The 18,125-nt window shown below is 59.9% G+C and carries 22 protein-coding genes; 6 read left to right on the forward strand and 16 right to left on the reverse strand.

Annotation, left to right across the window (positions count from 1 at the left end):
• Nucleotides 1-100: 100 nt before the first annotated feature.
• On the reverse strand, nt 101-3,505 hold the full coding sequence (locus tag I6E60_RS09300) for a pyruvate carboxylase (RefSeq protein WP_197179829.1): 3,405 nt from the start codon (nt 3,503-3,505) through the stop codon (nt 101-103).
• A gap of 121 nt (nt 3,506-3,626) precedes the next feature.
• On the opposite strand from I6E60_RS09300, the gene I6E60_RS09305 reads away from it, so the two are divergent.
• Nucleotides 3,627-4,430 (forward strand): ParA family protein, encoded by an 804-nt coding sequence (locus I6E60_RS09305; RefSeq protein ID WP_197124939.1) that lies wholly within the window; start codon nt 3,627-3,629, stop codon nt 4,428-4,430.
• 185 nt (nt 4,431-4,615) lie between these two features.
• Here I6E60_RS09305 and I6E60_RS09310 read toward each other — a convergent pair whose 3' ends face one another.
• From I6E60_RS09310 to I6E60_RS09325, 4 genes are all read right to left on the reverse strand, one after another.
• Nucleotides 4,616-5,164: a MerR family transcriptional regulator gene (locus I6E60_RS09310; protein WP_197124941.1), complete on the reverse strand. Its 549-nt coding sequence runs from the start codon at nt 5,162-5,164 to the stop codon at nt 4,616-4,618.
• A gap of 225 nt (nt 5,165-5,389) precedes the next feature.
• A complete protein-coding gene (locus tag I6E60_RS09315) occupies nt 5,390-6,088 on the reverse strand; it encodes a MerR family transcriptional regulator (protein ID WP_197124943.1) in 699 nt (232 codons plus the stop codon).
• Nucleotides 6,088-6,597, reverse strand: a complete 510-nt coding sequence (locus I6E60_RS09320) for an FHA domain-containing protein (protein ID WP_197124945.1) — start codon at nt 6,595-6,597, stop codon at nt 6,088-6,090. The genes I6E60_RS09315 and I6E60_RS09320 overlap by 1 nt, the downstream gene beginning before the upstream one ends.
• Before the next feature lie 44 nt (nt 6,598-6,641).
• The gene (locus tag I6E60_RS09325) at nt 6,642-7,226 is read right to left on the reverse strand and encodes a CDP-alcohol phosphatidyltransferase family protein (protein ID WP_197179831.1); all 585 of its coding nucleotides are present in this window, start codon (nt 7,224-7,226) and stop codon (nt 6,642-6,644) included.
• A gap of 83 nt (nt 7,227-7,309) precedes the next feature.
• Here I6E60_RS09325 and I6E60_RS09330 point away from each other — a divergent pair, with 83 nt between their 5' ends.
• Nucleotides 7,310-7,753 (forward strand): hypothetical protein, encoded by a 444-nt coding sequence (locus tag I6E60_RS09330; protein ID WP_197179833.1) that lies wholly within the window; start codon nt 7,310-7,312, stop codon nt 7,751-7,753.
• Complete coding sequence (locus I6E60_RS09335; protein ID WP_197124950.1) at nt 7,753-8,160, forward strand: RNA-binding S4 domain-containing protein; 408 nt, start codon at nt 7,753-7,755, stop codon at nt 8,158-8,160. The genes I6E60_RS09330 and I6E60_RS09335 overlap by 1 nt, the downstream gene beginning before the upstream one ends.
• Here the strand turns inward: I6E60_RS09335 and I6E60_RS09340 are convergent.
• From I6E60_RS09340 to I6E60_RS09380, 9 genes are all read right to left on the reverse strand, one after another.
• Nucleotides 8,157-9,029, reverse strand: a complete 873-nt coding sequence (locus tag I6E60_RS09340; protein ID WP_197179835.1) for a cytochrome c biogenesis CcdA family protein — start codon at nt 9,027-9,029, stop codon at nt 8,157-8,159. The genes I6E60_RS09335 and I6E60_RS09340 overlap by 4 nt on opposite strands.
• A 2-nt stretch (nt 9,030-9,031) precedes the next feature.
• Nucleotides 9,032-9,793 (reverse strand): thioredoxin domain-containing protein, encoded by a 762-nt coding sequence (locus tag I6E60_RS09345; RefSeq protein WP_197124955.1) that lies wholly within the window; start codon nt 9,791-9,793, stop codon nt 9,032-9,034.
• Between the two features lie 130 nt (nt 9,794-9,923).
• Nucleotides 9,924-10,214, reverse strand: a complete 291-nt coding sequence (locus I6E60_RS09350; RefSeq protein WP_197179837.1) for a DUF4287 domain-containing protein — start codon at nt 10,212-10,214, stop codon at nt 9,924-9,926.
• Between the two features lie 12 nt (nt 10,215-10,226).
• A complete protein-coding gene (locus I6E60_RS09355) occupies nt 10,227-10,712 on the reverse strand; it encodes an SRPBCC domain-containing protein (protein ID WP_197179839.1) in 486 nt (161 codons plus the stop codon).
• Between the two features lie 15 nt (nt 10,713-10,727).
• Nucleotides 10,728-11,123, reverse strand: coding sequence for a helix-turn-helix transcriptional regulator (locus I6E60_RS09360; RefSeq protein WP_197124961.1), 396 nt, complete (start codon nt 11,121-11,123; stop codon nt 10,728-10,730).
• A gap of 81 nt (nt 11,124-11,204) precedes the next feature.
• The gene (locus I6E60_RS09365; protein WP_197179841.1) at nt 11,205-11,990 is read right to left on the reverse strand and encodes a thioesterase family protein; all 786 of its coding nucleotides are present in this window, start codon (nt 11,988-11,990) and stop codon (nt 11,205-11,207) included.
• 75 nt (nt 11,991-12,065) lie between these two features.
• A complete protein-coding gene (locus I6E60_RS09370; protein ID WP_197124965.1) occupies nt 12,066-12,332 on the reverse strand; it encodes a Rho termination factor in 267 nt (88 codons plus the stop codon).
• Nucleotides 12,333-12,498: 166 nt separating this feature from the next.
• Complete coding sequence (locus I6E60_RS09375; protein ID WP_197124967.1) at nt 12,499-13,590, reverse strand: Rv2578c family radical SAM protein; 1,092 nt, start codon at nt 13,588-13,590, stop codon at nt 12,499-12,501.
• A 51-nt stretch (nt 13,591-13,641) separates the two neighbouring features.
• Nucleotides 13,642-14,205 carry a TetR/AcrR family transcriptional regulator gene (locus I6E60_RS09380; protein WP_197179843.1) on the reverse strand — a complete coding sequence of 188 codons (564 nt, stop codon included), beginning with the start codon at nt 14,203-14,205 and terminating at the stop codon, nt 13,642-13,644.
• Between the two features lie 82 nt (nt 14,206-14,287).
• Here I6E60_RS09380 and I6E60_RS09385 point away from each other — a divergent pair, with 82 nt between their 5' ends.
• Both I6E60_RS09385 and I6E60_RS09390 read left to right on the forward strand, forming a co-directional pair.
• On the forward strand, nt 14,288-14,644 hold the full coding sequence (locus tag I6E60_RS09385) for a DsrE family protein (protein ID WP_197124971.1): 357 nt from the start codon (nt 14,288-14,290) through the stop codon (nt 14,642-14,644).
• 244 nt (nt 14,645-14,888) lie between these two features.
• Nucleotides 14,889-15,374, forward strand: coding sequence for a GNAT family N-acetyltransferase (locus I6E60_RS09390; RefSeq protein ID WP_197125293.1), 486 nt, complete (start codon nt 14,889-14,891; stop codon nt 15,372-15,374).
• Between the two features lie 38 nt (nt 15,375-15,412).
• Here the strand turns inward: I6E60_RS09390 and I6E60_RS09395 are convergent, their stop codons facing one another.
• Complete coding sequence (locus I6E60_RS09395; protein ID WP_197124972.1) at nt 15,413-16,777, reverse strand: LLM class flavin-dependent oxidoreductase; 1,365 nt, start codon at nt 16,775-16,777, stop codon at nt 15,413-15,415.
• Between the two features lie 144 nt (nt 16,778-16,921).
• Here I6E60_RS09395 and I6E60_RS09400 point away from each other — a divergent pair, with 144 nt between their 5' ends.
• Nucleotides 16,922-17,509, forward strand: a complete 588-nt coding sequence (locus I6E60_RS09400) for a flavin reductase family protein (RefSeq protein WP_231601181.1) — start codon at nt 16,922-16,924, stop codon at nt 17,507-17,509.
• Nucleotides 17,510-17,516: 7 nt separating this feature from the next.
• Here I6E60_RS09400 and I6E60_RS09405 read toward each other — a convergent pair whose 3' ends face one another.
• A complete protein-coding gene (locus tag I6E60_RS09405; RefSeq protein ID WP_197179845.1) occupies nt 17,517-18,041 on the reverse strand; it encodes a hypothetical protein in 525 nt (174 codons plus the stop codon).
• Nucleotides 18,042-18,125 lie beyond the last annotated feature (84 nt).

An 18,125-nucleotide genomic window follows, 5' to 3' on the forward strand; every position in this document is an offset into this window, starting at 1 on the left:
CCCCTCCAGAAAGCAAACACACCACTTTACCGCGTTAACGAGCGAGACGTGACCGATGTGGTTACAACGATCACGTCCCTACCCTACAAACTTCTGCGGTTTAGCTGGGTTCTATTTCCACAAGCAAGTCGCCGCCGTCTACCTGCTGCGTCTTCGGAATGGCCAATCGCTTGACCGTTCCGGCAACGGATGCCGTGATTGCGGCTTCCATCTTCATCGCTTCGATCGAAGCTACAGCGTCGCCGACTGCAACAGTTGTGCCCTCTTCTACCTGCAGCGTGACAACACCGGAGAACGGCGCCGCTACGTGTCCAGGCTTCGACGGATCAGCCTTCTCAGCCGCAGTCGAATCGACCTTGATGCTCTGATCGCGAATGAACACCGGCCGCAACTGCCCGTTCAGGGTCGCCATGACGGTGCGCATTCCCTTCTCGTCAGCCTCGCCGATCGCTTCGAGACCGACGAACAATTGCACGCCCTTCTCGATCTCAACGACGTGCTCGTGACCCTGCTGGATGCCGTAGAGGTAATCCTTGCTATCGAGGGCCGACAAGTCTCCATAGGTTTCGCGAGCCGTCTCAAAGATCTGGGTGGGGCCAGCGAACAGCAACCGGTTGAGCGCTGAACGGCGCTCCTGCGGCTCACCGTCGAGAGCAGCCTGATCTTCAGCGCTGATTTCCTCAATGCCGATCTTGACGTTGCGCCCCTTCAGCACCTTCGAGCGGAAGGGCTCCGGCCAGCCACCGGGCAGTTCGCCCAACTCACCAGCCATGAAGCCAATCACTGAATCGGGGATGTCGTACTTGTCGGGGTTCTCTTCGAAGTCGGCAGGGTCTGCGTGCGCTGCAGCAAGAGCTAGCGCCAGATCGCCAACGACCTTCGAGGACGGGGTGACCTTCGGCGGACGGCCGAGCATCTTGTTTGCCGCAGCGTAAAGGTTCTCAATCGTCTCGAACTGGTCAGCGAGACCCAGCGCAATCGCCTGCTGGCGCAGGTTCGACAACTGTCCACCAGGGATTTCGTGGTGGTAGACCCGCCCCGTCGGACCGGGCAGGCCCGATTCGAATGGCGCGTAGGCGTGACGCACAGCTTCCCAGTACGGTTCGAGATCGGAGACCGCGTCGAGCGAGATGCCCGTGTCGCGTTCGGTGTGGGCGAGAGCCGCAACCAAAGCCGACATGGATGGCTGACTTGTCGTTCCTGCCATGGGAGCGCTCGCGACATCCACTGCGTCCGCACCGGCACGGGAGGCCGCCAGCAGAGTAGCCAGCTGGCCGCCTGCCGTGTCGTGAGTGTGAACGTGCACCGGAGCATCGAAACGCTCACGTAGGGCCGTCACAAGCTTCTCAGCGGCTTCCGCACGCAATAGACCAGCCATGTCCTTGATCGCGAGCACATGGGCGCCGCTTTCCATGATCTGATCGGCAAGCTTGAGGTAGTAGTCGAGCGTGTAGAGATCCTCATTCGGGTCAAGCAAGTCACCCGTGTAGCAGAGGGCAACTTCAGCAACGGCAGTGCCCGTGTTCAGCACAGCATCGATAGCCGGTCGCATCTGCGAAACATCGTTGAGCGCGTCAAAGATGCGGAAGATATCGACACCGGTATCAGCCGCCTCGCGCACGAAGGCATCCGTAACTTCGGTCGGATACGGCGTGTAGCCAACCGTGTTACGACCACGCAAGAGCATTTGAATCGCGATGTTCGGCAGGGCTTCGCGCATGGACGCGAGACGCTCCCACGGGTCTTCGGCTAGGAACCGCAGAGCAACGTCGTACGTTGCCCCGCCCCAGGCCTCGACCGAAAGCAACTCTGGCGTCATGCGAGCCACGTGCGGCATTACCGCGACAAGGTCGCGAGTGCGCACTCGAGTGGCAAGCAACGACTGATGGGCATCGCGGAAAGTTGTTTCGGTCACGGCAAGGGACCTCTGCTGGCGCAGAGCCGAGGCGAACCCGGCCGGGCCGAGCTCCAACAAACGCTGACGCGACCCGGCCGGAGCTTCGGCCGAAAGATCGATTGCAGGCAACTTCAATTGCGGGCTGATGATGCCAGCACCGTCGCCATTGGGTTGGTTGACGGTGACATCGGCCAGCCACGTGAGGATCTTTGTTCCGCGGTCCTTGGAACGATGCGAGTTGACGAGCCACGGGCGCTCATCAATGAACGCGGTGCTCAAATCTCCGGCAATAAACTCGGGGTCATCGAGCACTCCCTGAAGGAACGGGATGTTCGTCGTGACACCGCGAAGACGGAACTCAGCGAGTCCACGACGGGCGCGACGCACAGCGGACGCGAAGTCGCGGCCACGGCACGTCATCTTCACGAGCATGGAGTCGAAGTGCGGGGAAATCTGCGAACCAGCAGAGACCGTTCCACCATCCAGACGGATGCCGGCGCCACCAGGTGAGCGGTACGTCGTGATCTTGCCTGTGTCGGGGCGGAAACCGCTAGCGGGATCTTCGGTCGTGATGCGGCACTGCAGAGCCGCTCCACGCAGCTTCAGTTCGTCTTGACGCAGGCCCAAATCTTCTAACGACTCACCAAAGGCAATTCGCATTTGAGATTGCACGAGGTCAACATCGGTGACTTCTTCTGTCACCGTGTGCTCGACCTGGATACGCGGGTTCATCTCGATGAAGACGTGTTCGCCCTTACGCTCCCCCGCCGTGTCGAGCAGGAACTCGACCGTGCCGGCGTTGACGTAGTCAATCGACTTCGCAAAAGCGATCGCGTCGCGGTACATCGCTTGACGCGTGTCTTCGTCGAGGTTCGGGGCCGGTGCGATCTCGACAACCTTCTGGTGACGTCGCTGCACCGAGCAGTCACGCTCGAACAAGTGGATGACGCCGCCATGGGCGTCGGCCAAGATTTGGACTTCGATGTGGCGAGGACGAACGACGGCCTGCTCAACAAACATCGTGGGATCACCGAACGCGCTGTCGGCTTCACGCATTGCCTCTTCTAGAGCACCGCGCAAATCTTCTTTTTTCTCGACGCGACGCATACCGCGCCCGCCACCACCGGCAACAGCCTTGGCGAAGACCGGGAAGCCGATCTCCTCGGCACCCGCAATGAGTTCCTCAAGATCCGTGCTGGCAGGAGTCGACTTGAGAACGGGAACTCCCGCTGCGATCGCGTGCTCCTTTGCCGTCACCTTGTTTCCAGCCATTTCGAGCACCTTGGTGGGTGGGCCGATGAAAGCGATACCGGCATCCGCTGCAGCATGCGCGAGCTCAGGATTCTCAGAAAGGAAGCCATAGCCCGGGTAGATCGCGTCAGCGCCAGATTCTTTGGCGACACGGATAATCTCGGAAACATCGAGATAGGCGCGGACAGGATGCCCCTCTTCACCAATCTGGTAAGCCTCATCAGCTTTCAGACGATGCACCGAATTTCGGTCTTCGTAAGGGAAAACGGCCACAGTTCTTGCCCCGAGTTCGACAGCCGCACGCATTGCGCGGATAGCAATCTCACCTCGGTTGGCAACGAGAATCTTCTTAAACATTCGGTCCTTCCTGACAAAAACCAAGCCTAGAGTGATTGAACTCTGGCAGTTTCCTCAAGGGTGCGCAAAAGTTGGCGGTGTTTTAGGTTTCTTAACAGTAGTGAAGGTATCGTCGTTACTCGTGCACGTACTTAGCGTTAGTTCCCTCAAGGGGGGCGTCGGAAAGACGACTGTCACGCTTGGGCTCGCTTCGGCGGCTTTTGCTCGCGGTCTTCGAACTCTCGTCGTCGACCTTGATCCCCAGTCCGATGTGTCGACCGGAATGGACATTGATGTCGCCGGCCACCTGAACGTGGCTGACGTACTCGCCTCTCCCAAAGAGAAGATCGTGCGTGCTGCGATCGCGCCGAGTGGCTGGACAAAGGGCCGCCCCGGCAAAGTGGACGTTCTGATTGGTTCGCCTTCGGCTATCAATTTCGATGGACCGCACCCGAGCATCCGCGATATCTGGAAGCTTGAAGAAGCCCTCGCTAATGTCGAAGCTGACTACGATCTCGTGCTCATTGACTGCGCACCATCGCTCAATGCCCTCACACGCACCGCGTGGGCAGCCAGCGATCGTGTAGCTATTGTCACCGAACCTGGCCTTTTCTCGGTCGCCGCCGCTGACCGCGCTCTGCGCGCGATCGAAGAGATCCGTCGCGGCCTCTCCCCCCGTCTTCAGCCGCTCGGCCTCATCGTGAACCGCCTGCGGTCACAATCGCTTGAGCACCAATTCCGCATCAAAGAACTGCGGGACATGTTTGGCCCGCTCGTGCTTTCGCCACAGCTTCCCGAGCGCACGTCGCTCCAGCAAGCTCAAGGTGCCGCGAAGCCCCTGCACGTATGGCCCGGTGAGAGCGCGCAAGAAATGGCGCGTTACTTCGACCAGCTACTCGACCGCGTCATGCGTGCGGCACGCATGGGCGAATACAGCAACGGCTAGCAACGAACCTCCGGCCTGCGCTGGGGTGCTGAAGCACGTCATTGTTAGGGCGAGCGCTGTCTGGCTAAGCGGTGTTGTCGCGACCGAGCACAGCAAGTATCTGGCGTGAGCGCGCCAAAAAATTCAGCGCAGCGACTGTGCGCCAGAAAGAAGAAATGCCGGAAGCGGCGCCCAGCAGGGGTTGCTTAGGAGGCGCGGGATGCGCGGCGCTTCGCCAGCTCATCCATGGGATCTTCACCCTTGACCGTGTCGAGGTCGATGAGGCTTGTTTCGACCTCACGAAGAACCTTGCCTACGGCGATGCCAAAGACTCCCTGGCCGCGGCTAACGAGGTCAATAACTTCGTCGTTGGATGTGCACAAATAGACACCGGCACCATCACTCATCAGAGTGGTCTGAGCGAGGTCGTGAATGCCGGACTCACGAAGTTGGTTGACAGCGATACGGATCTGCTGAAGCGAGATTCCCGTGTCGAGAAGGCGCTTAACAAGCTTGAGCACCAAGATGTCGCGAAAGCCATAGAGTCGCTGCGAACCTGACCCTGCCGCGCTGCGGACAGTGGGTTCAACAAGCTGGGTGCGAGCCCAGTAGTCGAGCTGACGATAGCTAATGCCTGCTGCGCGCGCGGCGACGGCGCCACGGTAGCCGGAGGTGTGGTCGAGGTCTGGCATTCCGTCGGTAAAGAGGAGGCCGAGGTCGTAGCGTGACTCTTCGCTACGGTTAACTTCACTCATGGCTTTGCCCCTTTAGTTCTGATTGACCAGCACGAAAACAACGAACCTTCATGTTGAAGTTGACGCTTAGTGTTTCGTGTTACCCCACGGTAGTCACGCCCACCGCCTCTATCAACGACATTCGCAAAAAGTCAGCGGCGTGTCGGAATCAGTCGGATAAAACTGGGCCAACCTCGCGGAACCGCGTTCAGCGCGAGCCAGAAAACGGTCAACAGATCGACCGTACTACGAATCCATCCGACTGAGGGCGGATCGGATAAGACTGCTGCGAACAATCTCCAACTGGCCCGCAATTTCGCGCGCCATCTCCGCAGCACGTGCTCGACTTGACGCGTCCTTGCGACGGGCAACCGGCATTAGGGCGCTCTCAATGAGCCCCAGTTCCCGCTCAGCCGCCGCGCGGAAGCCGCGAAGGTGTCGTGGTTCGATACCGCTGCGTTGAAGCTCCACAAGCGATTTGAGAACAGCAAGCGCATCTTCACCAAAAACATCGGAGGCAACAATGAGAGACGACGAAATAGCATCGCCCAACAGCATCGGGCTGGCACCAGCCTCGCGGATCAACTCGTCGCGAGTGAGCTTGCGCTCGGCCGACAGCATGGATGCTGCAGCAACGGCGCCACCAGGAAGCTCAGGCGTGCGCCCGGCATCCATCTCTTCCAAATAGCCACGAATGACCTTCAGCGGAAGGTAGTGGTCACGCTGCATCGTGAGAACGAAGCGCAAGCGCTCCATATCTGCCGACGAAAACTTGCGGTAACCCGAGGCTGTGCGCGCCGGCGAGACCAGTTTGCGCTCCTCGAGAAAGCGCAGCTTCGATGGAGTTAGATCAGGAAACTCTGGGCTGAGCTTGGCAAGAACCTGCCCAATGCTCAGAAGCGCTGGTGCCGGAGTCGAACGCGTCTGACGCGCTACCCCAGCCACTAATTACCAACCGCCGACGCAAGATCGCGACGCGACGGGTAGAACGTGAGCTTGTACTTGCCGATTTGAACCTCAGCACGATCGCGAAGGACAGCAGTGGACTCAATGCGATCGCCGCCAAGATAGGTGCCATTGAGCGACCCCAAATCTTTGACGTCAAATGCTGTGCCTGAACGCAAGAACTCGACATGACGGCGAGACACCGTGACGTCATCGAGAAAAATATCAGCCTCAGGATGACGCCCCACCGTAGTGATGTCAGCATCCAAAAGAAAACGCGCCCCCACGTTTGGGCCGCGGCGAACGATCAACAACGCAGATCCCGAAGGCAATGCGGCGATCGCTTCCTGCTCATCGACGGAAACGTCTACCCCCATAGCGGCGACCTGAGCCGCAAACTCGTGACTGTACGTGGCAGTGGTGTCGATCCGCTCGACAATAGGCTGCGCGGACGTCTCATTTGCCGACTCTACGTCGGCGCCGTGACCATTATTCATTGACTCAACCATCGCAAACCTCCCTGACTGACCAGCGTATCGGATCGGAGCACAACTCAGACCCTCGGGAGGCGAGAAATACGGACGGATTGCGCAACATAGATGAAGCCAGCCCACCAATACAAGAACGCACCCCAGAGCGCGAACGCCCACCCGATTGGATCAGTAACCCCTGCAATTGCCGGGAATGCTTGGCCCAGCATCAAAATGGGCAACGCATAGAACAGTGCAGCCGTGGCAACTTTGCCCAAATGGTGCACCGGTAGCGGGCCAAAACCGAAGTTCGCCGAGATAATTCCCAAAATCACCAGCATGATGTCGCGCCCGACAATGACCAAGAACAACCACCAAGGGATGACGTCGCGCGCGGCGAGACCAATCAGCGCGGCAAAAATAAACAGGCGGTCAGCCGCCGGATCAAGTAACTGGCCGAGCCTCGTGATTTGGTTGAAACGACGAGCAATCACGCCATCGGCATAGTCGCTCAGGCTGGAGAACACGAGAACGATCAGAGCCAGCGCATCTTGGGCCGAGATGATCAAATAGAGGAAGACCGGAACCAACGCGAGCCGGATGAAGCTCAAGACATTGGGCACAGTCCATACACGATCGCTGATCTCGGGTGAACTGCGTGTGGCCACCCTCCAAGTCTAGCGATCATCCGCGCGCAAAATGCCGAGAAAGCAACTCAATCTTCTCTGGACGCAGGCGTACCCTTGAACGCATGTCATGCATCCGCTTCAACACTCCAGCCCAGCGGGAACAAATGCGGGCAATGGCCCCGTCGATGCTCACTGCCGCGGAAGCCGCGGAACTCCACCCCGCCCCCGAGGTAACCGCCAGCAAAATCGCGAGGATCCGCATCCTGGCGGCCGACCCCAATCCGAAAATTCGCGAAAGTGCCGCGAGTAACCACAACACGCCCATCGACGTGTTCGAAACGCTCGCCCGCGATACTGACGACGGGGTGCGCGCCTGTGTGGCTCGCAACGAATACGCTCCCTGCGACGTTCTCCGGATGCTCGCCGACGACCCCTCGGAGACCGTGCGCGGTTTCTTGGCGATCAACTTCTTTGTTCCCGAAGACACCATGCTCACACTCGCCGCGGACACCAGCGCCACAGTGCAGCGACTCGTGCAGTGGAAAACTGAACTCGCCTCCGCCTAATGGCTGCCGGAGCAGTTCGCGTCGATAGCTGGTTGTGGGCGGTGCGCGTCTACAAGACCCGCTCTCAAGCGACTACGGCGTGCCGTGCCGGCCACGTGAAAGTCGGCGGCACGAGTGTTAAAGCAGCACAGGCAGTAAAAATCGGCGACCAAGTGCGGGTTCGAATTGCCGGATTCGACCGCATCCTGGTCGTTAGGCAGACGATTGTGAAACGGGTTTCAGCGGTAACGGCAGCCGAGAGCTACATCGACGAGACTCCCCCGCCGCCTTCTCGCGAAGAACGTGCCTTCGCGCCGATGCGTGATCGTGGCGCCGGTCGTCCCACCAAACGTGAGCGACGAGAACTTGAGAAACTGCGCGGCAGAGACAACACGGACTCCGGCGACGAATGGATGACCGAGCTTTAGCGTTCAGGCGCTTCAGTTTGTTCAGGCGCTTGCAGGAGTGCTTTGGCCCGGGCCTGACGCGACACCAGCCACACAACGACGCCGGCAGAAGCAGAAGCCGCGACTACCCCGAGCAAGAACACAACGTTGTTGATGCTCGCGCCCGTTGTCGCGGCCCATGACTCTGCACGGTACTGAGCGGTGATCGGGACGAAACCGCCCAGCGACGCGGTTCCGTCGCTGACCAACAGAAGGATGCCGATCCCGATCGTGAGCGCGCCAGAAATGATCATGGTCCACGAATTCGACCAGCTGCGGATCGTGAGCGTGCGCGGACGCAGCCATGACCGACCACGCGCCCCCACGCGCTTCCACACCGCAGCAAGCACGAGCAGAGGGACCGTGAGCCCGAGCGCATAGAGCGTAAGCATGATGGCACCGTAGGTAGCGTTTCCGCTCAGAGCCGCAACCGCGAGCACCGACCCGAGGATGGGGCCAGCGCAGACACCGGCGACCGCGTAAACCATGCCGAGGGCGAACACGGAAACTGCCGAGGTTCGATCCGTCGCGGCATCCGCGTTTTCGGTTCGGCTGAAACCGGGAATCGGGATGCCGAACAGCTGAATCGCGCCGGCGACGATCACCACGATTGCTGCGCCAACCACGAGAGCACCGCGATGCTCATTAACGAGTGACCCCAGCGTGGCCGAAAACACTCCCAACGGAACCAACGTGGTCACCAAGCCGCCAAAGAACAATCCTGTTCGCGCAAAAAGCTTTGCCGCTGAACCAAACGCATAGGCGAAAAACGCCGGCAACAGCATGACTGAGCATGGGCTCAATAGCGCAAACAATCCGCCGATGAATGCCCCGGCGTAACCGATGTCCACCGTTACTGGCCGGCCAATCGGAGCTGCTCATCGATGACGTCGCGGAAGACCTGAAGTGGCTGAGCACCCGCGATCGGCACATCGTCGATCACAATGGACGGCACACTCGTGACACCAATTTGCTGCGCTTCGGAGACGTTCGCTTGAACCCGAGCGATCAGAGCCGGACTACGGAGATCTGCCTCAAATTGAGCAAGGTCGGGCACCCCAATGTCGCGAGCGTACGCAAGAAGCTTTTCTTGGTCGATCTCGAGATGTCCCGTTTCGGGCGCCGATTCATAGACCGCTGTGTTGTATTCCCAAAAGAGACCTTGCTCGCCCGCCGCGTGGGCTGCAACAGCCGCTAGCACCGAGGTTTCACCAAAAATGGGGTAATCGCGCCATTCGATGCGCAGCTGTCCCGAGTCGACGTATTCGCTGATCAGCTCAGGAAGCGTCTCGCGCGACAACACACCACAGAAAGGACAGCGATAGTCCGCATACTCGACGAGTACGACGGGAGCATCAATCGCCCCAATCGCCGTGGGGTCTCCATCGATTCGACGCGCTAAGTCAATCGCGGGCTGGCTGCCCTCCTCGGCAGAGACCGACGGCGATGAGTGAGGCGTTGCTGATCCAGAGTTTGCCTGGGCACCGGCTACGAACGCGACGGCGAGCAGCGCCAGCGCGCCTAGACCGCCGAGTAGCATGACGAGCTGCTTGCGGGAATACTTGCGGCCGCCTCGTGGAGCTCGGTTCGACTGTGGCTGGCCGCTGTTTCTCACGCTACAGATCCTCTCGGGGCACTCAACTACCCTGCTTCTCGACCCCAAGAAGAGTCACTCCTTCACCCTACCCAGTGTCGGCACACCCCAGCGCCAGCGCACTGCCCGCCACCACGCTCACATCGCGCGGTTAGTCTGGTTTGCTCGCGGCACCGTCAAGCCACAGCGTGTCTGACTCGTCGCGATGCGTCCCCGAAATGCCGACATGCTTGGAGTCGATACGCGCACCCTTCGTGATGACGTGAACAATTGCCATGCCGTGTCCACGGCCCAGCTGGTAATCGCTCGCGAGCCACTCAAGAATCTCTCCCGCTTTCGCCGAGTCATCGACGAAACCCTTCGCTGCCGCTTTCGCGATCAATTGCCACGGCGTGAGCCCTGTCTTCTTCTCGACCGCATCGAGATACGCCTGAAATGACAAGAGCAGCCCCTCTTAGTCTTCGGAGAGCAGTGCGTCGATTTGGCCGATAGCCTCTCGCATGCCTTCTTCCATGCCCATCTTCACCATTTCTTCGAGCTGCTCTGCAGAGGCGAAGCCCGACAGGATCGTCAGCCGGGTGCCGCCGTCGATGGGCTCGAACGTCAGAAGAGCGGTCGTGACACCGATATCCCCCGATGGTTCGCCGTGATCATCCGCAAATTCATCTTCGATGGAGACTTCACGCGGCTCGGTGATCGACAAGATGCGCCACATACCGTGCATCCGCTCACCATCAGGACCTTGCATGAAGTAATGAGCGCGCCCACCGGGAACGAACTCGTAACGCACGAAGGTTGCCGGCCACTCTGGCGGGCCCCACCAGCGCTCGAGCTGGCGCGGATCGCTCACCAACCGCCAGGCGCGCTCAAGAGACGCGGCAAGTTCGGTGGTGGTCGTCAGGGTGAGTGCTTCAGGATCAGTGTGAGTCGTGACGTTCATTGCTTCACCATTTCTCTAGTCGTGAGGGATATCGACCCGAGCCCCTGAGCTCGCGGGGTTCGGTGGCGCCTCAGTGGTTGCGTCATCCCGCAACACCTCAGCCATTTGCAGTGCACGCTGCTTCCACACCGTTTCGAAGTGAGAAAGAAGCTTTTGGATGTGATGAATGGACGCGAGATTGCCGCTGACAATCTGCTCGCGACCGCGTCGGGACTTTGTCACCAACCCAGCTGCCTGCAGGACGGCCACGTGCTTTTGCACTGCGGCGAAACTCATGTCGTAGCGCTCGGCGAGACGCGATACTGAAGCATTTTCGTGCAGCACGCGATTGACGATGTCACGTCGGGTGGCATCGGCGAGGGCGCGGAACATCGCGTCAACTTCGGAGTCTGTCAATTCATATACAACCATTTGGTTGTATATTATGGCAGCGAGAAAATCAGCGCAAGAGGTAGTGAGAAAACTTTCTCCGCAGTCTCGCGCCGGGGAAAGCTAGACCTTGCGTAGCGTCAAGATTTGCTCGGCGCGACCGAACGGCCCCCGCTCGTCGTGGAGCACCGTGGAGGTCAGGCCAATGCCATCCGAGCCAAAGTTCACCGCATTCTCGAGACCAAGCCACTCACCAGCCGGCAAGCGGTACAAGTGCACTTGCAGGTCGACATTGGGAAACGCATATCCGCCCACTCCCGGCTTCACGCGAGTTGCGATGCCGTTGCTGGTGTCCACAAGGCCAGTCAGCCGAGCAAAGTCACTCACCGGCTCATTAGCGAGCAAGGGATACGGCGTGCGCAACCACACCCGGCCACTGCCCGACGCGTGCTCGGGAAGCGCCCGCGCCTCAATCGATTGGATGTAGCCGCCGGGCCACTCGGAAAGGTTCACTGGCTCCCCCGCGAGCTCACGGCCGGGCATCCGTTGATCGACGATCCCCTCAACCTCTGAGGTATCCGAAATCTGGAGGCGCCACGCCGTCGCGCGCACGGCAACGCGGCCACCCGCGGTGAGCTCCGCTTGCACGAGTTCAATCGTGCGGCCAGGACGAACGACTGACGTCACAATGTCGAATTCGCCCGCGGGGATGAGACCCAAGATCTCGTAACTAATGCGAGCGATGCGGAGGCCTTCGCGTGGTTCGAACCCTTCAAGGACGTGGGCGAGAATGCCAGCAACCGGGGCCATGTGCTGCTCGTGGGGATTCCACGCGCCCTGCGCATGAATCGTCGATTCGAAATGGGTGGCATCGTGCCGGAGATAGTAAGACTCTGCTGGTGTGGTCACTCCCCCAGACTAGTTAGCTCGCCGCTCGCCGTCATCGTTTCGACGCCTGCAGCCTTTCGATGCCCTGCACGGTTGTTAGTGCGAGCGAAGCAACTCGATCACTTCGGATTTCGTGAGCGGCGAATAGCCGTGGAGGCCCAGCTCTCGAGCCCGCTTCTTGAGGTCTGCAACGGTCCAGTCCTCATACGAACCGGCTGCTCCCCCGCGATGGCCAACCTCAGAACGCCCATCCCGTGCGGCGGCGTTAGAAATACGGGCCGCTTTCTCCTCTGAGGCGCCATCCTCTCTCAACGACTCATACAGTTCGGGATCCTTGAGGCGTGAATTCTTATTCTTAGGCAACCGCCTTCACCTTTCTGACGTCGTCGAGCACGGCTGTGCTCGTTCAGCGAAACAGTACGCACAGCAGCCGGCGTTCTTGGCGATTGTGCGAAAACGCTCAGTGAGCGCGGACCGGATACCCAGCAAGACGGCGACGACGGCGACAGCGAGACCAACGAAGACAGCGCTAGAAGAGAGTCGGTTGCGGCATTGCACGCGCCGCCAGCTCGGGCGGCATTTCCTCGGCGATGAGCGAACGACCGACTAGACCGGAATGTACCGGAGTACGAGCGCGGGATCCCACGATGCCCGTCGCCGGATCGAGCAGCGTTCTCTCTAAGCCATGACGCCGGATGATCGGCTTCAGCTTGGCTGCCAGCCACTGTCGATACTCCTTGGGGGCATAGTTGCCTCGCGAATACATCGAACGATACTTGCCCAGCAATTCCGGATGCGCCTGCTCCAGCCACCCGAGGTACCACTCCTTCGTTCCCTGCTTCAAGTGCAACGCCGAGTACGTAATGGAGGTTGCCCCTGCCTCTTTAGCCTGAGAAACGGCGCGCTCGAGATGATCCCGTGTATCAGTCAAGAACGGAAGAATCGGCATCAAGAAGACCGCGCAATCGAGTCCAGCATCACGCACAGCGCTCACCGTGGCCAAACGAGCCTTGGCGGTGGGTGTGCCCGGCTCGACGGACTGCTGAAGCTCGTCGTCGTAAATCGCGATCGACATGCCCACGTCGACGGGAACGTGCTGGCTTGCCTCTGACAAGAGGGCAAGATCGCGCCGCAACAACGTGCCTTTCGTCAAGATTGACAGAGGCGTTCCGGATGCCGCGAGGGCGGCAATGATGCCGGGCATGAGCCGATAACGCCCCTCAGCGCGCTGGTAGGGATCCGTATTCGTGCCGAGCGCGACCGGATGCCGCCCCCAACTGGGTTTGCTCAGCTCCCTAGCCAACACCTCAGCGACATTCACCTTGACGATGATCTGCGTGTCAAAGTCTTTGCCCGCGTCGAGGTCAAGGAACTCGTGGGTGGGACGAGCGAAGCAGTACGTGCACTGGTGGAGACATCCACGCATGGGATTGATGGTCCAGCCGAATGGCATATCACTGGCGGTGGGCACCTTGTTGAGCGCACTCTTGGCGGCGACTTCGTAAAACGTGACGCCGTCGAATTCAGGGGTTCGCACTGTGCGCACCAGGTTGTTGAGCTTGGCGAGACCGGGCAGCGCGTCGGGAGCCTCACTGCCAATTTGTTGCCCACTCCATCGCATTACACTATTCGAACATACGTTCGAATCATGCGCAAGCCAACGAACCCACGGCTAGCCCCCTGACACCAGCTCCCGTGCGAACTGTGCAACATCGCGAACCTGGGCCGAATCTCTCGTGAGCTTCGCCGTCGTGAGCGCTCCGTCGTAGAGAACAATGAGCCGCGTGATCACGCCCTCGGCCGCATCTGGTCCGATGATGTGGGTCACGTGAGTGCGAAGCACCCGGCGGTAGCGGGCAATTGATGACTGCACGTCAGCCATATCGGGGCACTCGATGGCCGCATTGGTGAAGGGGCAGCCGTAAAAAGTGCCCTCATCGACTTGATCGGCGACTGCAGTGAAGAGACGCGCGACGCGTTCGGCGGTCGAGGCGTGCTCGTCGTCAAACTCCGTTACCCGGTCTAGCCAGGCATCCGCCTCTTCATCGAGGTAGGCCGCAATGAGAGCTTCTTTGCTCGGGAAGTGGTGGTACATGCTGCCTTTCGCCACCCCCGCCTTGGCGATCACCGTATCGATTCCCGTCGCATTGATGCCGTGCGCATAGAAAAGGTCCGCCGCGGTAGCGAGAAGTTTCATGCGCGAAGTAACGCGGATCTGCGAGGTTTCTGAAGCCATGTTGCAATTCTAGACGAACCCGTCTATATTTTCTAGACGGATCCGTCTAGAAGTGCTGGATGGCCAATACAAGGAGTTTTCAATGTCAGATCTCAAGATCGCCGTAGTCATCCTCGAGACCCTCGAGAACAACAGCGCTCGCGTCTACCGCGGCCTCAAGACCGCCCTGGAATTCAAGGCTGCTGGCGACGACGTAATCGTCATGTTCGACGGTTCAGGCGTTGAGACCCTCGCGAAGATTGCTGACGCTGGAAACCCCATGCACGGCCTCGTGACGGCACTCGGCGACACCATCATCGGCGCCTGCGAATTTTGCGCCAAGTCGCACAAGGTCTACGAGCCTCTTCGGGATGGCGGATTCCCGCTGCTCTCCGATAACGGCGGCGAAGCCAGCGTTCGCAAGCTCGTTGTCGACGGCTACCAGATCATGAACTACTAGCGCCAACTCCCCCGAGCAGCGCAACGGCCCGGCGTGACCCACCTCACCGGTGGGCACCCGGACTGCGCACACTGCGCACACTGATTCAGGGTCGCGAAGCGGGAACTCACGGTGGCTAGGAATGACGCCAGTTTGCTGCACACTTGAGCACCGCTGGCTCGCGGGCAGTGGTAGCGCTGCTATCGTCGTGGGAGTGTTTTCTAAAGTGACTGTTCCCACAACTCTCCAGACGCGAGACGGCGAAATGATTCTTCGCTACTCCGCTCTTGGCGACATCGACACTATTCTTCAACTGCTCGCGGACGACGCAATCAGCGCGCTGCGAGGCGACACTGCGCGGCCAGAAGACCGCCCCGCTTACGAAAAAGCGTTTCACGCGATCGCCACGACTCCCGCCAACGCGCTCCTCGTAGTGGAAGCCCCCTCCGGGGATGTTGTTGCCACGATGCAGCTCACCGCCATTCCCGGAATGGCCCGCCGTGGTTCGCACCGCCTCCAAGTTGAAGCAGTGCGCGTAGCCGCGAGCCAGCGTTCGAGCGGAATCGGCGGCGCCATGATGCGGTGGGTTATCGACACCGCAGCGCCCACGCTTGGCGCCTCCCTCATCCAACTGACTTCTGACGAAGCCCGCACTGACGCCCACCGGTTCTACACGAAGCTCGGCTTCGAAGCGTCGCACATCGGTTTCAAGTACGCCGTCGACCTGCACCGCGAAACCCCCGCAGAGTAGACGCTGGTTCGCGGTGCACCAGTGACGGCGGGCGCCCCCTAGCGCCGATAGCGTGCGCCGGCATGCTCCGCTGGGAGCCTGTTGCCACGCCCATGTAGCTTGTGTCGGAGCGTGCCTTCCGCGTATTCCTCGGGATAAGACCCGCGCGCCCGAAGCACCGGGATGACGTGCTCGACCACATCCTCAAACGTGCCCGGCGTGATCGCGTAAGCAAGGTTGAAGCCATCGACATCGGTCTCTGCGACCCACGCTTCGAGTTCATCCGCAATCTCCTCGCCAGAGCCGATAATGAACGGCCCCAGGCCACCAATCGCCCCGAGCCGCGCGATGTCGCGAACCTTCCATTCGCTGCCGTCGTCATTGGCCTGCTGAAAGTTCGCCACCGTTGACTGGATTGCGTTGCTCTTGACATTGCCGATGGGCTCATCGAGGTCGTACTGCGAGAGGTCGATGCCCATCCATCCCGACATGAAGACCAGCGCACCTTCTTCGCTGGCGTAGCTCAAGTAGTCGGCATACTTCGCGTGAGCTTTCTCCGTTGTCTCATCGGTGATGATCGTCAGAAGCGTGTAGATGCGCGCTGAGTATCGATCACGCCCGGCCGCTTCGAGAGCATCCCGGATGCGACCCACCGTTGCCTTGAGCCCTGCCTTGGTCGATGCCGCCACAAAGATCGCTTCAGCGTTTCCTGCGGCGAACTGAATACCCCGAGGCGAAGCACCGGCTTGGTAAATGACCGGTGTTCGCTGCACAGATGGCTCCGAAAGATGGATGCCGGGAACCGTGAAGTGTTTGCCCTTGTGCTCGATGTCGTGAACCTTGCTGGGGTCAGTGAACACACCGGACTCCCGGTCACGAATAACCGCATCGTCTTCCCAAGAGCCCTCCCACAACTTGTAAAGCACCTCAAGATATTCGTCAGCGTGGTCATAGCGGTCGTCGTGCTCGAGCTGATCGTCGTTGCCCATGTTGCGGGCCGCCGAGGGCAGGTAGCCGGTCACGACATTCCAGCCGATCCGACCCTGCGTGAGGTGATCAAGCGTCGACATCCGGCGAGCGAAAGGGTAGGGATGCTCGTAGGCGGTTCCGGCCGTGATACCGAATCCGAGGTTCTCGGTGACATGCGCCATAGCCGAGACGAGCAACAGCGGATCGTTCACCGGAACCTGGGCACCGTGGCGAATGGCGGCCTCATTCGAGCCGGCGTAGACGTCATAGGTGCCGAGGACATCCGCAATGAAGATGCCGTCAAAGGTTCCTTTTTCGAGCAGCTTTGCGAGCTCGGTCCAGTAATTGAGGTCTTTGTAGCGCCACGATTGGTCGTCGGGATGGCGCCACATTCCGGAGGACTGGTGAGCGACGCAGTTCATATCAAAGGCGTTGAAGCGAATTTGTCTAGGCATGCCTTTATGGTGCGCCGCAGCATCCGATAACGCACCTGAGGACGAAACAATCGGCGAAACAGAAGGACACATATCGACATATTCTCGCTTCGTCGCGTACCCGGGTGCACGCTTGTTCGCATCCCCGAAACATTGGATGGACGAATGCAGACAATCACCGAAAAACCACCGGCCGCCGCTAGCCAGAGCCCTGCCCACGAGGTCGAGGTAGAGGTAGAGGAGACGATGTCGGGAATAAGCGCCGCGGAATTCTCGAGCGCATTTCGCCACTACCCCGGTGGAGTCGCCGTTGTCACAGCGCAGTCACCGCTCGGGCCAGTCGCGCTGACGGTGACGTCGGTCGTTTCGGTGAGTGCCGAGCCGCCGTTGCTCGCGTTCTCGATCGGACACCGCGCATCTACTGCGCCTGGAATCCGGGCGGCTGAATCGTACGTCATCCACTTTCTCGGGAGCGAACAACTTGACCTTGCGCAACTGTGCGCGACAAGCGGGGTTGACCGGTTCGCCGACCGTGGACTGTGGGCACGGCTGCCCACGGGAGAGCCCTATTTTCCGAGCGCACCTGCACGAATTGTCGGCAAACGTATCGACCAGCTCGATACCGAATCCGCATCGCTCATTCTCGTGCTCGCCCAAGACGCCCACATCACCCCGGAGGCCGATTTCGCTCCCCCTCTGGTTCACCACAATCGGGCGTGGCACCGCTTAGGAGAGCATTCTCACCTCAACTGAGGCGTCGCTAGCCGGCGTGTGACTCGGCGATAGCTTCGTCGTCGTCCCAGCTCTCCACAAGAGTGACCCGACCGCGTGAATCCTTCACCGCAAGCACCAACGCAATAATGGCCGTCGCTAGACCAACAACTCCCAGCGGGTTCGCGATACCGATCGCAATACCGAGAGCGGGCTCATTGGGGCCGCTGATGATGGTCTGCAGACCGATCGGCGTGGAATCAGGAATCGTCAACCCGAGCAGAAAGGCACAAACGCCGGATGCGATGAGCATCGTGTGCGTGAGAGCCCGCGTCTCAAAACCACGGAGTTCGGTGCGCCGCATCGCTAGCCCAATGAGGACCAGCAGCACGCCGAAAAGAACACCCAATGTCGTCGCGTAGATGATGGTGAGATCGCCGCCAATACCAAAAAGGTGGCGTCCGAACGAAACCCAACCCGCCACCGCGACACCACACACGATCGCGGCAACTCCCGCTCGACCAGAACCAGGTGTACTCGGAGTCGCGCGAACTCGAATAGCGCTATACGTCACGTGAGGTTCCCTACTCTTACTGTGTTCTCCTCTAATGCTACCGAGCGAAAGTGCGCGAGGTTTTCCACCGATCACCCCGGAAAA

The organism is Salinibacterium sp. SWN167 (genome assembly GCF_015864665.1).
Taxonomy (GTDB): Bacteria; Actinomycetota; Actinomycetes; order Actinomycetales; family Microbacteriaceae; genus Rhodoglobus.

Excerpts from the sequence above, each read along its gene's own strand:
- I6E60_RS09330 (WP_197179833.1), top strand. The coding sequence starts at position 7,310 with ATGTCATGCATCCGCTTCAACACTCCAGCCCAGCGGGAACAAATGCGG.
- I6E60_RS09395 (WP_197124972.1), bottom strand. The coding sequence starts at position 16,777 with ATGCCTAGACAAATTCGCTTCAACGCCTTTGATATGAACTGCGTCGCT.
- I6E60_RS09400 (WP_231601181.1), top strand. The coding sequence starts at position 16,922 with ATGCAGACAATCACCGAAAAACCACCGGCCGCCGCTAGCCAGAGCCCT.
- I6E60_RS09300 (WP_197179829.1), bottom strand. The coding sequence starts at position 3,505 with ATGTTTAAGAAGATTCTCGTTGCCAACCGAGGTGAGATTGCTATCCGC.
- I6E60_RS09320 (WP_197124945.1), bottom strand. The coding sequence starts at position 6,597 with ATGGTTGAGTCAATGAATAATGGTCACGGCGCCGACGTAGAGTCGGCA.
- I6E60_RS09385 (WP_197124971.1), top strand. The coding sequence starts at position 14,288 with ATGTCAGATCTCAAGATCGCCGTAGTCATCCTCGAGACCCTCGAGAAC.
- I6E60_RS09310 (WP_197124941.1), bottom strand. The coding sequence starts at position 5,164 with ATGAGTGAAGTTAACCGTAGCGAAGAGTCACGCTACGACCTCGGCCTC.
- I6E60_RS09375 (WP_197124967.1), bottom strand. The coding sequence starts at position 13,590 with ATGCGATGGAGTGGGCAACAAATTGGCAGTGAGGCTCCCGACGCGCTG.
- I6E60_RS09335 (WP_197124950.1), top strand. The coding sequence starts at position 7,753 with ATGGCTGCCGGAGCAGTTCGCGTCGATAGCTGGTTGTGGGCGGTGCGC.
- I6E60_RS09390 (WP_197125293.1), top strand. The coding sequence starts at position 14,889 with ATGATTCTTCGCTACTCCGCTCTTGGCGACATCGACACTATTCTTCAA.
- I6E60_RS09360 (WP_197124961.1), bottom strand. The coding sequence starts at position 11,123 with ATGGTTGTATATGAATTGACAGACTCCGAAGTTGACGCGATGTTCCGC.
- I6E60_RS09380 (WP_197179843.1), bottom strand. The coding sequence starts at position 14,205 with ATGGCTTCAGAAACCTCGCAGATCCGCGTTACTTCGCGCATGAAACTT.
- I6E60_RS09355 (WP_197179839.1), bottom strand. The coding sequence starts at position 10,712 with ATGAACGTCACGACTCACACTGATCCTGAAGCACTCACCCTGACGACC.